At 37.3% G+C, this 18,854-nt stretch carries 18 protein-coding genes and 1 pseudogene; all 19 read right to left on the bottom strand.

Annotated elements, in window-relative coordinates; all coding sequences use genetic code 11:
- Position 1: 1 nt before the first annotated feature.
- The 19 genes and pseudogenes from FG383_RS17095 to FG383_RS17005 all read right to left on the bottom strand — a co-directional run bounded on the left by FG383_RS17095 (position 2) and on the right by FG383_RS17005 (position 18,543).
- On the bottom strand, positions 2-721 hold the full coding sequence (locus FG383_RS17095) for a DUF881 domain-containing protein (RefSeq protein ID WP_142608611.1): 720 nt from the start codon (positions 719-721) through the stop codon (positions 2-4).
- A 21-nt stretch (positions 722-742) separates the two neighbouring features.
- Positions 743-1,468 (bottom strand): DUF881 domain-containing protein, encoded by a 726-nt coding sequence (locus FG383_RS17090; RefSeq protein WP_142608610.1) that lies wholly within the window; start codon positions 1,466-1,468, stop codon positions 743-745.
- On the bottom strand, positions 1,443-2,240 hold the full coding sequence (locus FG383_RS17085; RefSeq protein WP_142608609.1) for a cell division protein FtsQ/DivIB: 798 nt from the start codon (positions 2,238-2,240) through the stop codon (positions 1,443-1,445). Before FG383_RS17085 ends, FG383_RS17090 begins: the two co-directional genes overlap by 26 nt.
- Position 2,241: 1 nt before the next feature.
- Positions 2,242-3,303, bottom strand: a pseudogene (ftsW, locus tag FG383_RS17080) (putative lipid II flippase FtsW); the annotation flags it as partial.
- A 49-nt stretch (positions 3,304-3,352) separates the two neighbouring features.
- The gene (murD, locus tag FG383_RS17075; protein WP_142608607.1) at positions 3,353-4,708 is read right to left on the bottom strand and encodes a UDP-N-acetylmuramoyl-L-alanine--D-glutamate ligase; all 1,356 of its coding nucleotides are present in this window, start codon (positions 4,706-4,708) and stop codon (positions 3,353-3,355) included.
- 1 nt (position 4,709) lies between these two features.
- Positions 4,710-5,681: a phospho-N-acetylmuramoyl-pentapeptide-transferase gene (gene mraY, locus FG383_RS17070; protein ID WP_142608606.1), complete on the bottom strand. Its 972-nt coding sequence runs from the start codon at positions 5,679-5,681 to the stop codon at positions 4,710-4,712.
- 68 nt (positions 5,682-5,749) lie between these two features.
- Positions 5,750-7,615: a penicillin-binding transpeptidase domain-containing protein gene (locus FG383_RS17065; protein WP_246097042.1), complete on the bottom strand. Its 1,866-nt coding sequence runs from the start codon at positions 7,613-7,615 to the stop codon at positions 5,750-5,752.
- Between the two features lie 113 nt (positions 7,616-7,728).
- Positions 7,729-9,894, bottom strand: a complete 2,166-nt coding sequence (locus tag FG383_RS17060) for a penicillin-binding protein (protein WP_142608604.1) — start codon at positions 9,892-9,894, stop codon at positions 7,729-7,731.
- A gap of 35 nt (positions 9,895-9,929) precedes the next feature.
- Complete coding sequence (gene ftsL, locus FG383_RS17055) at positions 9,930-10,298, bottom strand: cell division protein FtsL (protein ID WP_142608603.1); 369 nt, start codon at positions 10,296-10,298, stop codon at positions 9,930-9,932.
- Positions 10,299-11,249, bottom strand: coding sequence for a 16S rRNA (cytosine(1402)-N(4))-methyltransferase RsmH (gene rsmH / locus FG383_RS17050; RefSeq protein ID WP_142608602.1), 951 nt, complete (start codon positions 11,247-11,249; stop codon positions 10,299-10,301).
- 28 nt (positions 11,250-11,277) lie between these two features.
- Positions 11,278-11,709 carry a division/cell wall cluster transcriptional repressor MraZ gene (mraZ, locus tag FG383_RS17045; RefSeq protein WP_142608601.1) on the bottom strand — a complete coding sequence of 144 codons (432 nt, stop codon included), beginning with the start codon at positions 11,707-11,709 and terminating at the stop codon, positions 11,278-11,280.
- 187 nt (positions 11,710-11,896) lie between these two features.
- Positions 11,897-13,513, bottom strand: coding sequence for a bacillithiol biosynthesis cysteine-adding enzyme BshC (gene bshC, locus FG383_RS17040; RefSeq protein ID WP_185907990.1), 1,617 nt, complete (start codon positions 13,511-13,513; stop codon positions 11,897-11,899).
- Between the two features lie 170 nt (positions 13,514-13,683).
- Positions 13,684-14,073 (bottom strand): DUF3397 domain-containing protein, encoded by a 390-nt coding sequence (locus FG383_RS21670; protein ID WP_142608599.1) that lies wholly within the window; start codon positions 14,071-14,073, stop codon positions 13,684-13,686.
- Entirely contained in the window at positions 14,057-14,947 is an 891-nt protein-coding gene (locus FG383_RS17030; RefSeq protein WP_142608598.1) for a ketopantoate reductase family protein, read from the bottom strand. Before FG383_RS17030 ends, FG383_RS21670 begins: the two co-directional genes overlap by 17 nt.
- A 57-nt stretch (positions 14,948-15,004) precedes the next feature.
- The gene (locus FG383_RS17025; RefSeq protein WP_142608597.1) at positions 15,005-16,546 is read right to left on the bottom strand and encodes an acyl-CoA carboxylase subunit beta; all 1,542 of its coding nucleotides are present in this window, start codon (positions 16,544-16,546) and stop codon (positions 15,005-15,007) included.
- Between the two features lie 157 nt (positions 16,547-16,703).
- Positions 16,704-16,916: an acetyl-CoA carboxylase biotin carboxyl carrier protein subunit gene (locus FG383_RS17020; RefSeq protein WP_142608596.1), complete on the bottom strand. Its 213-nt coding sequence runs from the start codon at positions 16,914-16,916 to the stop codon at positions 16,704-16,706.
- 38 nt (positions 16,917-16,954) lie between these two features.
- Positions 16,955-17,164: a hypothetical protein gene (locus FG383_RS21665; RefSeq protein WP_185907989.1), complete on the bottom strand. Its 210-nt coding sequence runs from the start codon at positions 17,162-17,164 to the stop codon at positions 16,955-16,957.
- Between the two features lie 160 nt (positions 17,165-17,324).
- Positions 17,325-17,723, bottom strand: a complete 399-nt coding sequence (locus tag FG383_RS17010) for a transcriptional regulator (protein WP_142608595.1) — start codon at positions 17,721-17,723, stop codon at positions 17,325-17,327.
- 64 nt (positions 17,724-17,787) lie between these two features.
- The gene (locus FG383_RS17005; RefSeq protein ID WP_142608594.1) at positions 17,788-18,543 is read right to left on the bottom strand and encodes an enoyl-CoA hydratase/isomerase family protein; all 756 of its coding nucleotides are present in this window, start codon (positions 18,541-18,543) and stop codon (positions 17,788-17,790) included.
- Positions 18,544-18,854: the final 311 nt, after the last annotated feature.

Here is an 18,854-nt window from a genome sequence, read left to right as displayed (position 1 = left end):
GTTACTCTCCTCCTGGAATCTCTAGTAAAAATTGATTGTTTACTGATTGGTCATAACCAGAAATGGTAAGATTGTCTACAGGGTCACCGATTTCTAACCTCAGATTATCAATGTAAAAGTCATCTCCAATCGCCGATGCCTCTAATTGATTATACATTTTTTTAGCATCTTCAAACGAGGATGTACCTATTTTTATCGTAAAAGGGGCATTTCGTATGGCAAAATTATTCACTGTTGTTTTCCCATTGACATCCCTTATTGCCGATGAATAAATAATACGTTTTCCGTCTATGTCTACTACTTTTGCTTTAAACCGATTAATTTCATTGACCAATCGTATAAGTAAATCGGGTGATATTCCTTCGATAGGTTGTCCTATGGCAATACTTTCTAAAGAGGGTTCGACAGTGATCAACAGTCCTGGCCCATTAAACTCTTCTAGTCCAATATCTTTTTTCAATTGGTTTACTGTATCGTTTAATGCCATTTCTGGACTTTCATTCCTCATATTTTCGTATTTACCAATTGTTTGCTCTAGCATACGTACTTCTGATAATAATTCTGAATGTAATTCCGTTTCTCTAGCTAGTTCTTGACGAATGGCCCAAACGTCTCTCGTGTCTCTCGTTTCTGGATTTTGAACAGTATTATATTGAACAGCTAACATAAAACCAACTATTAACAAAATGATCGTAAACCGAATATAGACGGCTTTTTTCATTATTCGGCCTCCTTTATTTTGTTAGCTTATTTCATCCCGCAATGCAGGCATCGTTATTTTCCCTTTTTCTTCAACCGTCACGACGATATTATCACTTGTTAGCTGGTCTAAAACGCCGCCACCTAGCTGAACTGAAGCTAGGAGAACTGCAGGATCACCTACTGCTTCAATTGTAAATGGAGCGGGGAATGTCTTCCCATCTATCGTAATAACTGGACCAGTACACCGGATGAACGAATTCGCTCGAAGTCTTTGTCCATTAATGGAAATCGCTTCTGCACCTGAAATTTTCAATTCATTCACCACTTTAAAAACATGGCTCTCATGGACAATATAATCATTCGGATTTTCTTGGGACGGGTTATATGCACCATCTTCTAAAGAAACGACTATTCCCTTTCCTTGTGACGGAATACCCCCCATCAATAACCTTAACTTTTCCGCTTCTTCGACTAAAGCTTCTACACTTTTTTCACTACCTGCAAAAGATTGTTCCAAATCGCGAATAGCTTGCTGTTTTTCATTTATTTCTTCCGTTAGTTCCTTATTTCTTTCTTTTTGTTCGATTAATTCTTCTCTATATCTGGTCTGTTCCAAAAAACTTTCGCTAGTAGTATTTCTTTCCGATTCATTTTCCACAGCTATACTGTAGGAATAGGCAAGTATGAAACCTAAAACTAAGCTTACTAAGGAGATAAGTATTCGACCTCGAGAAGGAATTTTAAGGAGTTTGTTGCTCTTCTTCAAGCTCCATCGCCTCCTCTATTTCTTCGTTAGATAATTGAACATATGGTTGAAAAAATGAGCCAACCTCTAGGTCGATAATTCCTTTTATGTCTGGATCTAACTGCGATACTATAGATGGATAATAATTCATCTTTTCAGCAAAAGACGGGATAATCGCTTTTATTTCATTGCCATCATTCATAAATACTTGTATCGAATACGCGTCATTTTCTGTTGGGGTATAAATTATTTGCGAAATAGTTAACAGTACTTCTGAAGGTAAGTCCGCTAATTCCTTTATTAATCTTAGACGAACTTTTCCTTCATTGAAGCCAGAAAAGATTGGTCCTTCCAGTGGTAAGACTTGTCCGTCTGTCTCAATCACTTTGCCATTTTCTAAAATGATGCGAAGTGTTCCTTCATTTTCCTCGTACCCAATTTGTTTGTATTCCTCGACTTGTATATGTACTCCCGTCAACCAGTTACGTTTTACATGCGCAAATTTTACCCACTCATTTTGTTCTAATGTTTTTTCAATGTTCTTTTCTTTAAAACCCCACATCGAATCGCCCAATTTTAATGTACTCTGTTCGATGTACTTTTCTTTTGGAACGAGCAATGCACCTTCTAACTCAATTGTCTGTACTTGACTATAAGCAGATTGAAAATAGAGAACGATTAACAGAGTCGTGACAAAGAGAAAAAGTAGAATGGAAAACTTTTTGTTTGTTCTGCGTCTTCTACGTTCTTTTAAGGTAGGTATACGATCTTCAATATCAATGATTTTTTCCATTCTACCGCCTCCCTTCGTTTAAAGATGTATTCGCTAAATTGAATATAATCCCAATAATAATCCAAGTCATGACAAGCGACGACCCACCGTAGCTAATAAACGGCAAAGTAACACCCGTTACAGGAAGCAACCCTGTCACGACCCCCATATTCAAAAACGTTTGAACAGTTAATAACGAAGTAAATGCAATAATCATTAACTGTGCTTCTCTTGTATTGGCTTTGGCAGCCATCATAAAGCTTGTCGTAAAAAAAGTGAGAAAAGCGAGAATGATGATTAACCCACCGATAAAACCTGTCTCTTCTAACAAAATGGAAAAGATAAAATCATTTTGAGGTTCGGGTAAGTATAAAAACTTTTGTCTACTATTACCGTACCCAAAGCCAAACAAACCTGCTGGTCCTATTGCTAATAACGATTGAATCGCCTGGAACCCCGAACCTAAAGGATCCTTCCATGGGTCTAGAAATGCTTGAATTCGAACAAGTCTATATGGTGCAGAGACGATTAATGCCACAAAGCCAATAATTCCGACAGCGCCAATAGCTACAAAAAACTTGATAGACAATCCTGCAGCGAACAATAAAAAGAATACCGCTACTACTAACACAAACGCAGACCCAAAATCAGGTTGAAGCATGATTAAACTAATCGGCAATAACAGCAAAATGGCACTTTGAAAATACACTGCTTTTTTCGATTTCTTTTCATTAGCAAGAGCGCTTGCCAATACGCCTAAAACAGAAATTTTAGCTAGTTCAGCAGGCTGGAAATTCATAAAACCTAACGGTATCCAACTTTGTGAACCATTTCGAACTACACCTATTCCCGGGATTAATACCCCTATTAATAATACGATAGAAATTATATATAAAAATTGCCAAAATGTAGGAATGCGAATGATACTTTTATTTCGGATAAAAAAAGCTACTGCAATACCTATAATTAAATAAGTTGCCTGTTTAATAGCAAATGGCATTTGTCCTTTATAATGTACCTCACTCCAGTAAGAACCGGCAGAGTGCACAAATAAAATTCCAATAATTGATAAAAATAGGACGGAGGAAACGAATAATACTTTACTTTTATCTTCCGATTATTTCATCCTTTCGTTACTCTTTTAAAGCGATAACTTTTTCGATAAATTCATCCCCACGCAATTCGAAGCTCGCGTATTGATCCCAACTTGCGCAAGCAGGTGACAATAATACGACATCCCCTACATCTGACACTTTTACCGCTTCTTCAATAGCCTCTACCAAATTATTCACGCCGGTAACTGTCGGAATGGATTGTTCCTCTCCAAATTTTTGTAAACGTTCAGCTGTTTCCCCGTAGTGAATTAGCGCTTTAACACGATGTAAATAAGGGATTAATTCATCAAATGAATGACCTCTATCCACACCACCAGCGAGCAAAATAACAGGTTCTGAAAAGCCTTCTAATGCGCTTTTTGTTGCAAGTGCATTCGTTGCTTTCGAATCATTGTAAAACTTTCTATTTTTCCACTCTCGTATAAATTGCGTACGATGCTTTACACCGTGAAAGGTTGTTAGAACAGCCGTAATATCTGCTAACGAACAATCCATTAAAAGGGCTGCCGCAGTTGCTGCTAACACATTTTCTAAATTATGTTTTCCGCGGAGCGCGATGGAAGATCGTTCAAATATCTTCTCGCCATTCCAATAGACAAACTGATCGTCCGCGCTTATGCCATCATTCGTCTTCTTGCTCACATAAAACGGGACTTTAATCCCCTTACTTTTTTCTGCATAATCCATAACAAGCTGTTGTTCCCCGTTATATATAAACCAATCAGATGCATCTTGGTTTTTCGTTATATTAAATTTGGCATCCGTATATTCTTGGAAATCGGCATGATAATCTAAATGCGCTTCGTACAAATTCATCAAAATGGCGATTTTCGGTTTCAATTGTTCTGTACCCATTAGTTGGAACGATGATAGCTCCGTGACAATCGTATTGTCGCCCACAGCTTCTTTTGCCACACTACTAGCTACCGTTCCAATATTCCCAGCGATCAATGGATGTTTTTGTCCCTGTTTAAGCATTTCAAAAATGAGTGTAGTCGTTGTTGTTTTCCCATTTGACCCTGTAATACCAATCATTGGTGCATCACTTATTCGATAAGCGAGCTCCACTTCTGTCCAAACAGGGATGCCTCTTTTTTTCGCCTCAGCGATAACGGAATTAGTATAAGGAATACCAGGGTTCTTTACTATAAGACTGAATCCCTCGTCTAAAAGATCCTCAGGATGGCTTCCGCATATAACCGTTAGCCCTTTAGAAAGTAGGTACTGGGCATTTTCATTTTGATCGAAAGGTTTTGCATCATTAACAGTGACAAAAGCACCTAAATCATGCAAAATTTCGGCCGCGGCCGTACCACTTTTCGCCAAACCTAATACTAATATTTTTTTATGGTAGACAATTGGTAACTTTTTCACTTTACAAAACCTCCATCAATACAACAAACATTGCAGCAACAAAACCAACTGCCCAAAATACAGTCACAATTTTACGCTCGTTCCAACCAGAAAGTTCGAAATGATGGTGAATCGGACTCATTTTAAAAATACGTTTTCCAGTCGTCTTAAAACTAATTACTTGTAAAATAACGGACAATGTCTCTACTACAAAAATAATACCAACGATGACAAGCATTAGTTCTTGCTTAACTAAAATAGATACCATAGCAAGCGAGCCACCTAATGCAAGCGAACCCGTATCCCCCATAAATACTTTTGCTGGATTTTTATTGAATAAAAGAAATCCTAAAAGTGCTCCAGCTACACTAAAAGCAAAAATAGCTATATCTGTTTGTTCAAATGTAAGCGCAAGTACTGCAAATGTTACAAAAGCTACTGCCGCTGTTCCAGATACTAAACCGTCTAACCCATCGGATAAATTCACTGCATTAGAAAATCCAACTAACCAGAAAATAAGAAATGCTACATAAAATTGTCCTAGTGAGAAATCGATATTCGTAAATGGTATTGCTAATGATGTATCAAATGGACCTAATTTTAATAAGAAATAGGCAATAATGGATATGATAATTTGGCCAATCAATTTCTGAATCGATGTTAACCCAAGATTTCGCTTCAGTACGACTTTAATAAAGTCATCCAAAAATCCAATAGCCCCGAACCCAACTAAAATGATGAGCAAAACGATCGATTGCGTCGTTAACTTATCGAAGTAAAACGAAAGACCAATCGTGGAAACAATAATGGAAGTGATAAATATAAGTCCCCCCATTGTTGGCGTTCCTGCTTTTTTTTGGTGTGACTCCGGTCCTTCTTCTCTAATACTTTGACCAAATTTCATCTTCCTTAAATAGGGAATAACGATTGGTGCGAGAATAACCGATAATAGAAAACTAACAAAAATTGTTATAATCGTTGCAGATAATGTCATGAGTAAATCTCCTTAATTGCCATCAACTATCGCTGAATGTTCCATAGTTATTTATTTTTTATAAATAGTTACTTCGTATATACATGAATGGTTCCATCAATAGGTATGAGACTATCTTCTTTTGGTAACTGAGTAAGTATTTCTTCCCCATCACCATGCCAAACTATTGAAAATGGATACATATAAGACGTTACTTCTTTTTTCTTTACTCCTACTAGATTTGGAACGCGAACTTGTTCGACGTCTCCCCATCTGTATTCTTTTTCTAATTGTTTACCACCGCCGGTAATTTCCAATGAGTCCTCGATGATTTGCCCAACAATCGGTGCCGCAATAGTAGACCCAAATACCGTAGAATTTTTGGGATTATCAATTGCAACGTATACAATAATTTCCGGATTATCCGCTGGAGCAAAACCGATAAAAGATACGATATATTCTCCTTCTGCATATCTACCGTCTTTTACCTTTTGGGCAGTTCCTGTTTTTCCACCAATCCGCAAACCATCTCTATATGCATACCGTCCCGAGCCTAACGCTACAACATGCTCTAGCGCATCTCGGACTTTGGCAGAAGTTTCTTCACTGATTACTTGGTTTTTCATCTCAGGTTCTGTACTCGATAAAATTTCATCCGTTTCCCCGTCCAGGACATTTTTAACAATATACGGTTTATATAAATAACCACCATTTATCGCTGCAGAAACAGCCTGCACTTGTTGAATTGGTGTGACAGAAATACCTTGACCAAATGATGTAGTCGCATGTTCAACAGGACCATAACGATCTTTACTAAATAGAATACCCGTAGATTCTCCTGCCATGCCTGATTCTGTCGATTTTCCAAAGCCAAAGTTTCGAATATACTCTTGAAGCTTTTCAGGACCTACTCTTCTACCTAGCTCGACAAAACCGGGGTTACAGGAGTCTTGAACGACTTCTAGGAAAGTTTCATCTCCATGTCCTTGTCTTTTCCAACAACGGAGTCTAGCACCTTCTACAATTACGTACCCAGGATCAAAAAAATGATCATTTTCTAAATCCACTACATTCTCTTCTAGTGCAGCACTGAGTGTAATTATTTTAAATGTCGAGCCAGGTTCAAATGTCATCCAAACAGGTAAATTACGATTATAAATAGTAGAGTCAACATCTTGGTAATTAGCAGGATCAAAATTTGGAGCAGAAGCGAGTGCAAGTATTTCTCCTGTATTAGGGTTCATTGCGATGCCAATAGCTTGCGTCGCATCATACTGTTTCATCGCTTGAGAAAGTTCTCTTTCTACTACTTGTTGAATTTTCATGTCAATGGTTAGTTGCACATGATTTCCTTTGACTCCACTTTTCCACCCGTCATCTACATGCGGTAAAGGAATACCTTTTGCATCGGTATACATTCGAATGGCCGATTCTTTTCCTTTTAATACAGCATCATATTGATATTCAATACCCGCAAGTCCTTGTGTATCATAACCAGTAAATCCCAATAATCTAGAAAGCATCTCCCCATGTGGATAGTCTCTTATGTAGTCGACGCCTGAATATAACCCTTTAATATTTTTATCTTGTATTTCCATCGCTAGTTCAGTAGAAATATTTTTTCCTGCTGGTGCAATTTTTACGATAGAGGCTCTTTTATTTATTTGTTCAAATAGCTTTTCTTTTTCCATTTCTATGAGAGGTGCTATTTGGTCTACTACTTGTTCGGGATCATCATTTTGAGATGGCATGTAAAATAACGTTGGAGCCAGCTTATTTCCGACAATCACATCTCCATTCCTATCCAAAATATTCCCTCGGAGCGACGAATAAGGAAGTTCTCGATCCCAACTCTCTTTTGCTTTCGTCGTCAATTCATCAAATTGAAAAAATTGTAGCTGTACTAATTTAGATCCAACTAACACAAATAGAATAATCGTTATCAACCAAATCATTCGTAGACGGATCATTTGTTTTATTTTAGAAATGCCATTTTCCCCTTTTTATTCGTTTTAGATAACGTATGAGAAAATGGCAATAACTATTCTATACCTCTTCTATAACTCTACTAATCCTGTGGCAGTTCTTCCACTAATTCCTCTTCAATAGGAGCAACATTGCTTGTTTCTTCGGGAGTCGCTAATTTGACAACTATAGGTGTATCAGTCGATACAATGGAACCCGCTGTCAAACTTTGCTCCGTGACAAAACCTTCACCAATAATTTCAATTGGAAGATTCGCTAATGATTTATATACCATTAAATTCCGTTTAGACCAACCTGAAAAATTTGGCAATTGAATTTCGCCTTCTCCTTTAATGAAAACAGTACCCCTTGGAATAATGGAAGTACCAACAGCCGGATATTGCTCTAATACATTTTCTGACTGCCCAATAATAACAGTTTTCAATCCTTGTGACTCTAGCATACTTTGACTCTCGATCATATTTTTACCTACTACGTTTGGCATTTCAATTGGAGTAGCAATTTCTAGATTTTCAGGTTGAACATTTAAATATTTTAAACTTTTTTCTGTTACTGCGTTAAATATGTCCGCAACCGGTTGTGTTCCGGATTCCGTTAACTCGAGTCGTGGTTTGTGAACAGTGACATACACGATTAGTTGCGGGTCTTCTACAGGTGCCATTCCTAGGAAGGAATACAAAAATAGTTCTCGCCCCCAGTAATACCCTCCACCTGGTTTCGCAATCTGTGCTGTGCCGGTCTTACCAGCGGTTGTATATTCATCTAACTTAAAACGTTTTGCGGTACCAAATTCAGATGTTACCGTACTAGCTAAAATTTCCTTCACTTTGTCAGCTGTCTCAGCTGAAATTGGTGATTCCTTTTCTGTCTGCTTATGATTGCTTAGCACTTCACCGGTATTAGGGTCTACAATTTTATCAATGACATACGGTTGCATCATTTTCCCTTTGTTCGCTATTGCAGTCATCCCTTGAACCATTTGAATTGGAGTTACTGTCGTACCTTGTCCGTATGTCGTCGTTACTCTGTTTAATGGATAAGTATCAAGAACAGTTCCCGTAGCTTCATTCGGAAGATCAATGCCCGTTTTTTCTCCGAAGCCGAATCGATGAATATAGTCAATGAATGTTTCATCGCCCATTCGATTCAGCAAATACGCCATGGATACGTTAGACGATCGTTGAAAACCTTCTAAATACGTAATCTGCCCCCACCCATATACATTATGATCTCGAATGGTATCACCAAATAATGTATAAGAACCAGATTTATAATATGCGTTTGGATCCCATACACCTTCTTCAATTGCTGCAGCTAAAGTGAAGATTTTCATCGTTGAGCCAGGTTCAATCGTTTGTTCGGTCGCCTCATTTAGCCAATTTGTCGACAGTCCTTCTCGAGTATTCGGCTCAAACGTAGGTCTTTGTGACATTGCAAGAATTTCTCCTGTTTTTGCATTCGCTACAATGGCGGTCATTTTCTCGGGATTAAATTTTTCTTCCGCATTGTTAAGGGCATCTTCTAAAAAGTTTTGAATCGTTTTATCGATGGTTAAATAAATATCTTGACCATCTTGTGGTTCCGTCACCATTTTTTCTGCATTTGGCAGTAAAAATCCTTTTGTATCACTTTTAAATTCAACTTTCCCAGGGGTTCCCGTTAACTGTTTATCATATATATATTCGAGCCCCATTTTTCCTACGGTTTCTGCTTCCCCATCCTCCTTCTCTTCTTTTAATGCAAATCCTATTAAATGCGAAGCAAATTGCCCGTTTGGATAAAGTCTCTTCAAATCTTGCACGAAAATAATTCCAGGTAATTTATGTGCTTTTATTTCATTCATTTCTTTATGACTAATATCTCTACCTGCTTTACCGAACTCCACTTGATATCTTTCTTTTTCTATATTTTTGTTTAGTAAATCTACTATCTCCTGTTCCGTCATATCAATATATTGCGATAATACTTGCGCCGTTTCTTTTGTATCTATGACATGTCGAGGTAGTTTAATATTTTCTGTAGCTTTCGGACTTATAACGGCAATCATCTTATAACTTAGGGTGTCTTGAACAATAACTTCCCCGTTCCGATCGACAATTTTCCCTCTACTCGCTTGTAAAACTTGTTCTCTATTATACTTTGACTCTGCTCTTGCTGATAACACTTGTCCTTCTGCAACACCGGTAACTTGAATGAAAACAAATCTACCTAACAATATAAAAAAGAGCCCTCCATAAAATAAAAACATTAGAAAGGCTCCCCATTGAAAACGAAATTTCTTATTCATTGTCCTGGTACTACCTTCACGTTTTGCTCATTCAGTTTCAAACCGAGCTCTTCCGCCTTTTTCCAAATGCGATCATAGGTAGATAATTCGCTTACTTGTATGGACAAATCTGTATTTTCTTTTGAAGTAGTATCGATTTGTTTTTCAATTTGAGAAATGTCCGTAGTTGTAGAACGAACAGCGGTTTGCGTTTGGATAATCATTATAGAGAGTATAGTTACAACGGACAGTAGACAAATCAGTAATATTTTCTCGCCTTTTGATAAAAACTTTTTATTATTTTTTGCCGGCTTCTGTATTTGTGGTTGCTCTGGGAAAGAAGGACGACTTATGTATGTTTCTGACTGTTGATTACGCAAAGCCATTTAAACACTTCCTTTTTCAATTAGTTTTTCCACAATTCGTAGCTTAGCTGAACGAGATCGATTATTCACTTCCAGCTCTTCATCTGAAGGCAATATTGGTTTTCTAGTTATTAGTTTTAACATGGGTTCCATACCAGCCGGAATAACTGGCAAGTTTGGAGGTAATTCAGGTAACGAGGAAGCTTCTTTAAAAATTGTTTTTGTAAGTCTATCCTCTAGAGAATGGAATGTAATAACACTCACTCTCCCACCGACTTTAATAAGTTGAATCGCCTCTTCTAAAGAGTCTTCAGCCGCTCCAAGCTCATCATTTACCGCTATACGGATTGCTTGAAAAATTCTTTTAGCAGGGTGTCCACCAGTTCTTCTTGCAGCAGCAGGAATACCAGCTTTTATTAATTCTACTAATTGGAATGTCGTTTCGATCGGAGCTATTTCTCTTGCTTGTTCAATTTTCCTTGCAATTTGTTTAGAAAATTTCTCTTCCCCATAACGGAAAAAGATTTTCACTAATTTTTCATATGCCCAATCATTGACCACGTGATAAGCGGTTAGCTCACTCGTTTGATCCATCCGCATATCGAGAGGGGCATCATAGTTATAGCTAAACCCACGTTCTGGGGTATCCAGCTGAGGAGATGAAACTCCTAGGTCATATAAAATGCCATCTACTTTTTCAATCCCGATTTTAGCAAGCTCTTCTTTCAAATGACGAAAATTTGCATGTATAAAAGTTACTTGTTCTAAATAAGGTGCAAGCTTTACTTTTGCATTTTCAATCGCGGTCATATCTTGATCGAAACAGATTAACTTCCCTTGCTCATTTAATTGTTTCACTAAGTATTCACTATGACCTGCACCACCTAATGTACAGTCTACGTAAATACCATCTGGTCGAACGGCAAGTCCATCTACCGTTTCCTTTAATAATACTGTTGTGTGATGAAACAAGCCTTTCTCCTCCTTATGTTCCTAGTCTTTAGATATCAAAGCCGATCATATTTTCTGCAATATCATTGAAGGAATCCTCGGATTCTTCAAAGTAATTTTCCCACGCATCTTTCGCCCAAATTTCCAGACGGTTAGAAACACCTAGCACGATACATTCTTTGTCCATCTTTGCATAACTGCGAAGATTACTTGGAATATTAATACGTCCCGTTTTATCAATTTCAACTTCTGTTGCACCTGAAAAGAAGAACCGGGTAAATGCCCGAGCATCTTTTTTCGTGACGGGAAGTTCTTTCAATTTTTCTTCGAGTTTTCGCCATTCATCCATAGGATAACCAAATAAACAATTATCAAGACCACGTGTTAAAACAAAACAGTCTTCTAAGTGTTCACGAAATTTGGAAGGTATTATTAACCGTCCTTTCGCATCAACGTTATGTTGATATTCGCCCATGAACATGCTACTCACCCCACTTTATGTCATTAACATACCACATCCCCCCACTTTCCTCCACCCATTTTTTTAAAAATAAGCCTTTAATTTTTCAAAATGCGTAAATAGTACTTATTGACATACTAAAAACGCTAAAAAGCATTATTTTTCAGCATAAAAAAGCCCCCACATATACTGTGGGGACTAGCGTTTCTTATATATACACTACATGGTGGTTACCATTAAACTCGTAAGGAATTTCTAAAAGTTCCTTTATAAAATCCGTACCAACCTCATTTAATAACTGAAGTGGGGAATAGATCCTCTCTTGTAAACCTCCGTTAGGCGTTAGCTCCATCAAAATTCGATCATAACGATGAATAGAAGCGTCTAACTTACCTAGAAACGTATCATCTATTGCATGCTCTATAAATGTTAATTGACTTTCATGATATCGTAAATTTTTCTGTACTAATGGACTCAGTAGTAGATTATCATCTATTAAAAGTTCCTCTAATTTTGCATAGTTAGCAGCGAGGTCTTGTTTCATCGTTTCAATCAATTGCGGAATTCGCTCATTACGATGTTTGTTAATGTACTGAAGTTTTGTATCTTCCACTATTCCATTCCATACGTCTTCTATCGTAAACGAAAACTTTTCGAGTAATGTCTGTGTTTTGGTATTAACAACAGTAACACTTAATCTAGGCATAATGACAGGCATCTTCATTCGAAATAGTTCAAATGCTGTCTTCAATGTTCCCCAATAAGCGATTTCACCTGGTCCACCGATAAAACTTAATACTGGAAATACCATCTCTTGCATAATCGGTCTTGTTACAACGTTATTACTTAACTTTTCAGGATGCTTTTCTGCAATACTCATTAATTCATCTTTCGTAAAGGAAAGCCCTTTTGCTTCGTGGATGAACATTCCATCTTTTCTTTCTAATAAAAATCTTTCTCCGGCTTCCACATAAAATAAATGGGCTGCTGATTCCTTAGTTTGGATTGGTGTTCCAAAACCTGCTTTTTCAAACTCTCGTTCTTTCTCAAATACAACTTCCGCCAAATCTGAAGCGTTCTCTACAAAAAGTTGAAAATATTCACTTTCTAACTTTCTAAACGGTTCATAAGCCGCATCTATTAAGAGTAGACCTTCTTCTTGAAAGAAATCATTCATAAGCGCCGCAAAGAAGTCTGTGTAAGTAAAATTATTTTCTAGGTGATTCATTACTTTAGTAAAAAGCTCTTTTGTATACAGCGTTTCCGGTAAACTTTGAAAAATTTCAGTCAAATAATTATCCATTATTTGTTTATCAAATATGGAATCGGAAGCTATTTTCTTTATTTTTGATTTTTCAGGATATACAAGCTTTTGAAGTTTTCTACTTCGCTCTATGTAAACATGGTTAATCTCGTCAATATCATGATCTTCTCCAGCAATCCAAAAAACAGGAATGACAGGCACTCCAAGTTGCTCTCTTTGTTGCTTCGCTAATGCAATAACAGATATCGCCTTGTGGATAGAATACATTGGACCTGTTAAAATACCAGCCTGCTGTCCTCCAATTACGACTACTCCATTATCTTTTAATTCTTCTAAATGCTTGTTGCTTGTTTCTGAAAGTCCAAACTTACTCATATAATTCGTTAATACGTTTACAAGTTCCGTTCTTTTAGTTTTGCTAAAATCAGTTTCTTGAAGTCGTTTATTAAGCGCCTTTTGATTCCATTCATAATGAAAAAAAGAAGATAAACTAGATGTATCCTCCAAATATTTCTTATAAAAAAGGGGCGCGAATGGTTGTGTGTGTTGCTCTAATCGCACGATTTTTCCACCTCTAATTATCAATTTCACCTTGGCGTATTTCCTATGCTGCTACAAAAAGGGCAATCGCCATCGGTTTTATCCTAATCCAACGTAAACCCCAACAAACTACTGAATTAAGACAAATACTTGTATGAGTATATCACTATAGGAGAATGCGTGGAAAATTATTAGCTTATATAGTTTAATGCATATCGGATAACTCCGAATATCCAGATGAACGCATAAAATATACAAAGTAATACGAATAACAACCTCCAAATTTTTCGAAGTAGCGGTCGAATTTCAATTTCATTTTTTGTACGCCAATCAAAAAATGTCATAATCAAAGCTAAAATTAAAGAACAAATGATTAACAGGAACCCAATGCTCTTTTCGAAAACAACCGAGAAAACATGAGAAACCGAGAAAAACAATAGAAATGTCGTTATATCGGCCGCAATACCGATGGACTTTTTTCGTTTATGCAAAAAATATTTAGAGACGATGAACGTCATGATAAATAGTACGATAGGAAATAATATCAAAAAGGAAACAATGCTATTAATGATGTCGTTCACCTACTTTATTCTTTTCATTCAGCAGCAAATAGAATGTATTCAATATCGGTAACTTTTTATTTCTTTTACTCGCTTCTTCTATAATCGCTCCAACTATTGTATCGAGTTCCATCAAGCGACCATTTTCATAGTCTTTTAACATGGAAGAGTGATTATAACGCGTATTCGTACAGAGCGTGACCACTTCGTCCCACGAAAATCGATCTTTCCACTCTTCGAACACTTCTATCAACTCGTCGTATATATTTTTAACAATAGATTTATAGGCTACATTTTGTACAAGCTCCCCATTTGGAACTCGTGCAATAGTCGTCAAAGGATTGATCAAACTATTTAACATTGCTTTTTTAAATAATACATCTTCTATCTGAGTGGAGAATTCCACCGGAAAATGTTCGTTAGTATTAGGTAATAACTCCCCTATTCTCGTCCATTTACCTCTCCACATACCAATCGTTGTAACTCCGACCCCTAGATGTTGAACCGTTTGAGCATCTTTTTTCGTTGCACCATGTAATACGGATCCAATCATAATAGTTTCGTGTTTTAATGTATTAGCAAAAGCGAGATGGAGTAACCCATTTTGTAAAAATAATAGAGGAATATCTTTTGGCAAAGCATCTAATTCGTCTTTTAACGATTCTAAATGGTGATATTTCACCGCTAGTATGATTAGATCCATTTCGTCTAGTTTATCCATGCTATATACGAGATTACAAGGGATCAAATGCTGCGCTGCTTTACTTTTTTCTATGTAAAATTTATTCGGCGTATTAGGATTTCGCACTAAAAATGTAACGCTATGTTTTGCCTCCGCTAAATAAGCACCAAATAACATTCCAATGGATCCGGCACCAATAATTCCAATATTCATAACGATCACCTCAGGTTATAAAAAGGTCTACCGGAATGGCAGACCTTTTTATAGATATTATACAGGAAGCACTGGGTGTTTTCGAGGTGCAGGTGCAATTTCTTTATCTTCATAATAACGAAGACGATCTGAAAGCTCACTCCGTAAATCACTTGGTGCAACGATTTCGTCTATTATCATTTCAGAAGCTAACTTGTAAATATCAATTTCCTCTTTATATTCCGCATGCTTTTCTTGTACAAACTTTAACCGTTCTTTTGGATCTTCAATTGCTTCAATTTTATTGGAGTAAACAGCATTTACAGCTGCTTCTGGCCCCATTACCGCAATTTGAGCAGTAGGAAGTGCAATACATACGTCTGGTTCAAATGCCGGACCAGCCATGGCGTATAACCCTGCCCCGTAAGCTTTACGGACAATGACCGAAATTTTTGGTACAGTGGCAGAACTCATCGCTGCGATTAGTTTAGCACCGTGTCTAATAATTCCAGCTCGCTCCACTTTCGTTCCGATCATAAATCCAGGAACATCCGCTAAAAATACTAATGGTATCGAAAAAGCATCACAAAGAGAAATAAATTTCGCCGCTTTATCCGCCGAATCTACAAAAAGTACCCCACCTTTTGCTTTTGGCTGGTTCGCAATAATCCCTACCGCTTGACCTTCAATACGAGCAAACCCTGTAATAAGTTCTGGAGCAAATAGTTTTTTAACATCGAAGAATGTGCCTTCGTCTATTATCGCATCAATTGCTTCATACATATCAAATGGCGCATTTTGGTTTTCTGGAATAATCGCTTCTAACGATCTTCCTTCTTTAACCGCTTTTGCTTCTACTTTTTCAGGCTTTTTCGTATAGTTAGCTGGGAAGAAACTTAAATATCGTTTTGCTTCTGAAATAGCTTCTTCTTCGGAAGTGACGAGTACATCCCCAACACCACTAACTGTACAGTGCATTCGTGCACCGCCCATTTCTTCCAGAGTTACTTTTTCACCAATTACTTTTTCCGCCATACGAGGCGACCCTAAATACATTGATGCATTTCCTTCTACCATAAAGACGATATCACAAAATGCCGGAATATATGCACCACCTGCTGCTGATGGGCCAAACAACAAGCAAATTTGCGGGATGAATCCGGAAAGTCTTACTTGGTTGTGGAATATTCTACCGGCTCCTCGACGGTTTGGAAACATGTCTAGTTGATCGGTAATACGAGCACCCGCGGAATCTACTAAATATAATAATGGCACTCTATTTTTTTCTGCTATTTCTTGTATACGGATAATTTTTTCAACCGTGCGAGATCCCCATGAACCCGCTTTTACAGTAGAATCATTTGCCATGACACAAACTGTTTGTCCATTTACTTTACCAGTCGCCGTGACAACTCCATCTGCAGGTAAGTCACCTGCTTCTACATTCGCGAATCGACCATCTTCTGTATATTCACCGTTATCGAAAAGTAATTTTAGGCGATCTCGTACAAATAATTTATTTTGTTGTTTCATTTTTTCGTGATATTTTTCGTGACCACCCGCGTAAATAGATGTTAATTTTTCTTCTAGTCTTTCATTATACCCTTTTACTTCTCCCACTTTGTATTACCCCCTTAGTTAGAAAAGCGCAAGCGCATATATCTGCCCCTAGGAGCAAGGCGCTAGAGCTAGATAGATATTGAGAAAAAAGTTAATGCTTTTTTACCTTATTAGACTAGCGTAAGCGCTGTTTAAATACTAAAACCATAGAGAAACCTTATTCAAACGTAACTAGGACGTCGCCTTCGTTAACGAAATCGCCTTCATTTGCATTGATAGCTGCTACTTTACCAGCTGATTCTGCTTCTATAGGAATTTCCATTTTCATTGACTCTAGTACTAGTACTACTTGTCCAGCAGTAACTTCCTCTCCAACTGCTACGTTTACTGTAAATACGGTTCCTGCCATTGTTGATGCTAAATTTTTCATTTTGATATTTCCTCCCTTTGATGTTTCAACCATTCCCCTTAAAAGAACGTTGCGTATATTCCGTTTCTAAATCTTATTGTTTGTAAGAATTCATTGAAAAGTGGAATATTTGTTTTCACACTTTCTATTTTAGCAGAAGAAAATACTTTTTGTGTGTTCTTTATTGCTAATTTTCTATTTTTTGCAAAGACAATGACTTTCTCTATCTTAAAATGCCTATAGCATACTTTCTGATACTTCTCACTCACTTTCCGTAGGCGAAGAATCGAGCGGAGGCAACTCACCAGTTTGCGATGAGGTTGCGATGGAGTCTGGACGTAGAAGTTCTTGCATGAAGTTATCCACCTGTCTAGATTTTTATCATTTCCTAAGGGACAAAAAAAGCCTCTAATGGAAGAGACTTCTCGATTATTGTCGTTCTAAATGGGTAATTCCTTGTTTTGCCCAATTTAATAATTGTTCGTAATCTTTTTTTAATAAATTATACGCACTAGAGATTTCATCATACGATTGTTTCATCTCATCATAACTCTCCATCGCTAACTGTAAATGGTTTTGTAAAGTAGAAGAGTCTGCCACTTCTCTCACTACATGTTCTTTTGACGGATATTCTTTTTTAAATATTTGAGGGCGCAGGTTTTTATTCCATCTGAATGCACAAGCTTGTTTGGAGCGACCTAACAAAATGCTTGCTTCTTCAAATCCAGAAATTTGCGTAAGGCCTTGCTCTATTTTCTTTAAAACTATTTCTTTTAAAAGATTGTCTTCTTCCGCACTCCAACTATCTTTTCTAATTTTAACATTCATGTTTATCACCCTTTGCTTTTTTACTAATATATGCAAAGTGGGTACAAATAGACTCTAAAAATGGTTATCTTTTTAAAAAAGCATCGACGGCCTCGTGGTGTGCATCTTGCTCCCAAAGAATCGAACATGTTGATACTTCTTTCATAATTCGTTCATATAATTGGGTATTTTCCCATTTTTGGATAACCTGTTTCTTGTATGCTTTTAAAACAGATGCATGTGGGACAATCATTTTCTCGCTAAACTTAGCTAAAGCACTATATTTATCTCCTTCGTAAACTTCTGTTGCCCAACCAATAGAATGAAGATAGTCAGAAGTATAAGGCACCGCTTCCGTTAGCATTTGTAACGCATGGTCGTGTCTCATACCTTTTTCAAATAAGTAGGCCCCTCCACCCCAACCAGAAATGATTCCTAATTTCCCCTGAATAAACCCACATTTCGCTTCTTTCTTCACTAAACGAAAATCACATAATGTAGCGATTTCACAACCTCCACCTACAGCAGTCCCATTTAGCAAAGCAATCGTTGGAATATCTAATGAAGCTACTTCATACAAAACTTGCGCAGTTTCACTTAACATTGCATATGCTTCCTTTTCTGTTTTCAACATATGAAATACAGAAAGATCTCCACCTGAACAAAATGTTTTTTCACCCGCTCCTGTAATAACTGCTAGTTTAATTGAATTATCTGTTTTCACGTTCTGTACTAGTCGCTGAAATCCTTCTACGACTTCCCCGTTAATCGCATTATGGATTGCAGGTCTATTTATTTCAAAGATAATGATTTCGTCTCTTTTTTCAATTGTATATGCCATATCCATTCCCCTTTGTAATTTTATATATAAAGGGTACCATACCTATTGATTTACAAGAAGTAGGATTATGAGGGAAAGTGCAGAATGGGGATAGTGTACAGTATAGGGATAATGCGCGGTAAGGAAGTGACCGCTAGGATTTTCGCTGCTGGGCGGACGCTTTCCGTGGGGTGAGCGATGAGCGTTCACCGCCGCTTAGGCGTCGTTGTGAAGTCTCATTTTGCTCACTTGATCCCACTGGAGTCGCCGCCTGCAGCGAAAATCCATGGGAATTTCTTGCTAATTTTGCGTCTACTGTTATCAAAGCTTTA

Origin of the sequence: Psychrobacillus soli (assembly GCF_006861775.1) — a bacterium.
GTDB lineage: Bacteria > Bacillota > Bacilli > Bacillales_A > Planococcaceae > Psychrobacillus > Psychrobacillus soli.
Note: the sequence above shows the minus strand (reverse complement) of the source record. Positions and strands in the feature narration are given on the sequence as shown.

Excerpts from the sequence above, each read along its gene's own strand:
- FG383_RS17005 (WP_142608594.1), bottom strand. The coding sequence starts at position 18,543 with ATGGCATATACAATTGAAAAAAGAGACGAAATCATTATCTTTGAAATA.
- mraY (WP_142608606.1), bottom strand. The coding sequence starts at position 5,681 with ATGACATTATCTGCAACGATTATAACAATTTTTGTTAGTTTTCTATTA.
- FG383_RS17020 (WP_142608596.1), bottom strand. The coding sequence starts at position 16,916 with ATGAAAAATTTAGCATCAACAATGGCAGGAACCGTATTTACAGTAAAC.
- ftsL (WP_142608603.1), bottom strand. The coding sequence starts at position 10,298 with ATGGCTTTGCGTAATCAACAGTCAGAAACATACATAAGTCGTCCTTCT.
- FG383_RS17085 (WP_142608609.1), bottom strand. The coding sequence starts at position 2,240 with ATGGAAAAAATCATTGATATTGAAGATCGTATACCTACCTTAAAAGAA.
- mraZ (WP_142608601.1), bottom strand. The coding sequence starts at position 11,709 with ATGTTCATGGGCGAATATCAACATAACGTTGATGCGAAAGGACGGTTA.
- FG383_RS17065 (WP_246097042.1), bottom strand. The coding sequence starts at position 7,615 with ATGATTTGGTTGATAACGATTATTCTATTTGTGTTAGTTGGATCTAAA.
- FG383_RS17060 (WP_142608604.1), bottom strand. The coding sequence starts at position 9,894 with ATGTTTTTATTTTATGGAGGGCTCTTTTTTATATTGTTAGGTAGATTT.
- FG383_RS17030 (WP_142608598.1), bottom strand. The coding sequence starts at position 14,947 with ATGAATATTGGAATTATTGGTGCCGGATCCATTGGAATGTTATTTGGT.
- FG383_RS17010 (WP_142608595.1), bottom strand. The coding sequence starts at position 17,723 with ATGAATGTTAAAATTAGAAAAGATAGTTGGAGTGCGGAAGAAGACAAT.
- FG383_RS17095 (WP_142608611.1), bottom strand. The coding sequence starts at position 721 with ATGAAAAAAGCCGTCTATATTCGGTTTACGATCATTTTGTTAATAGTT.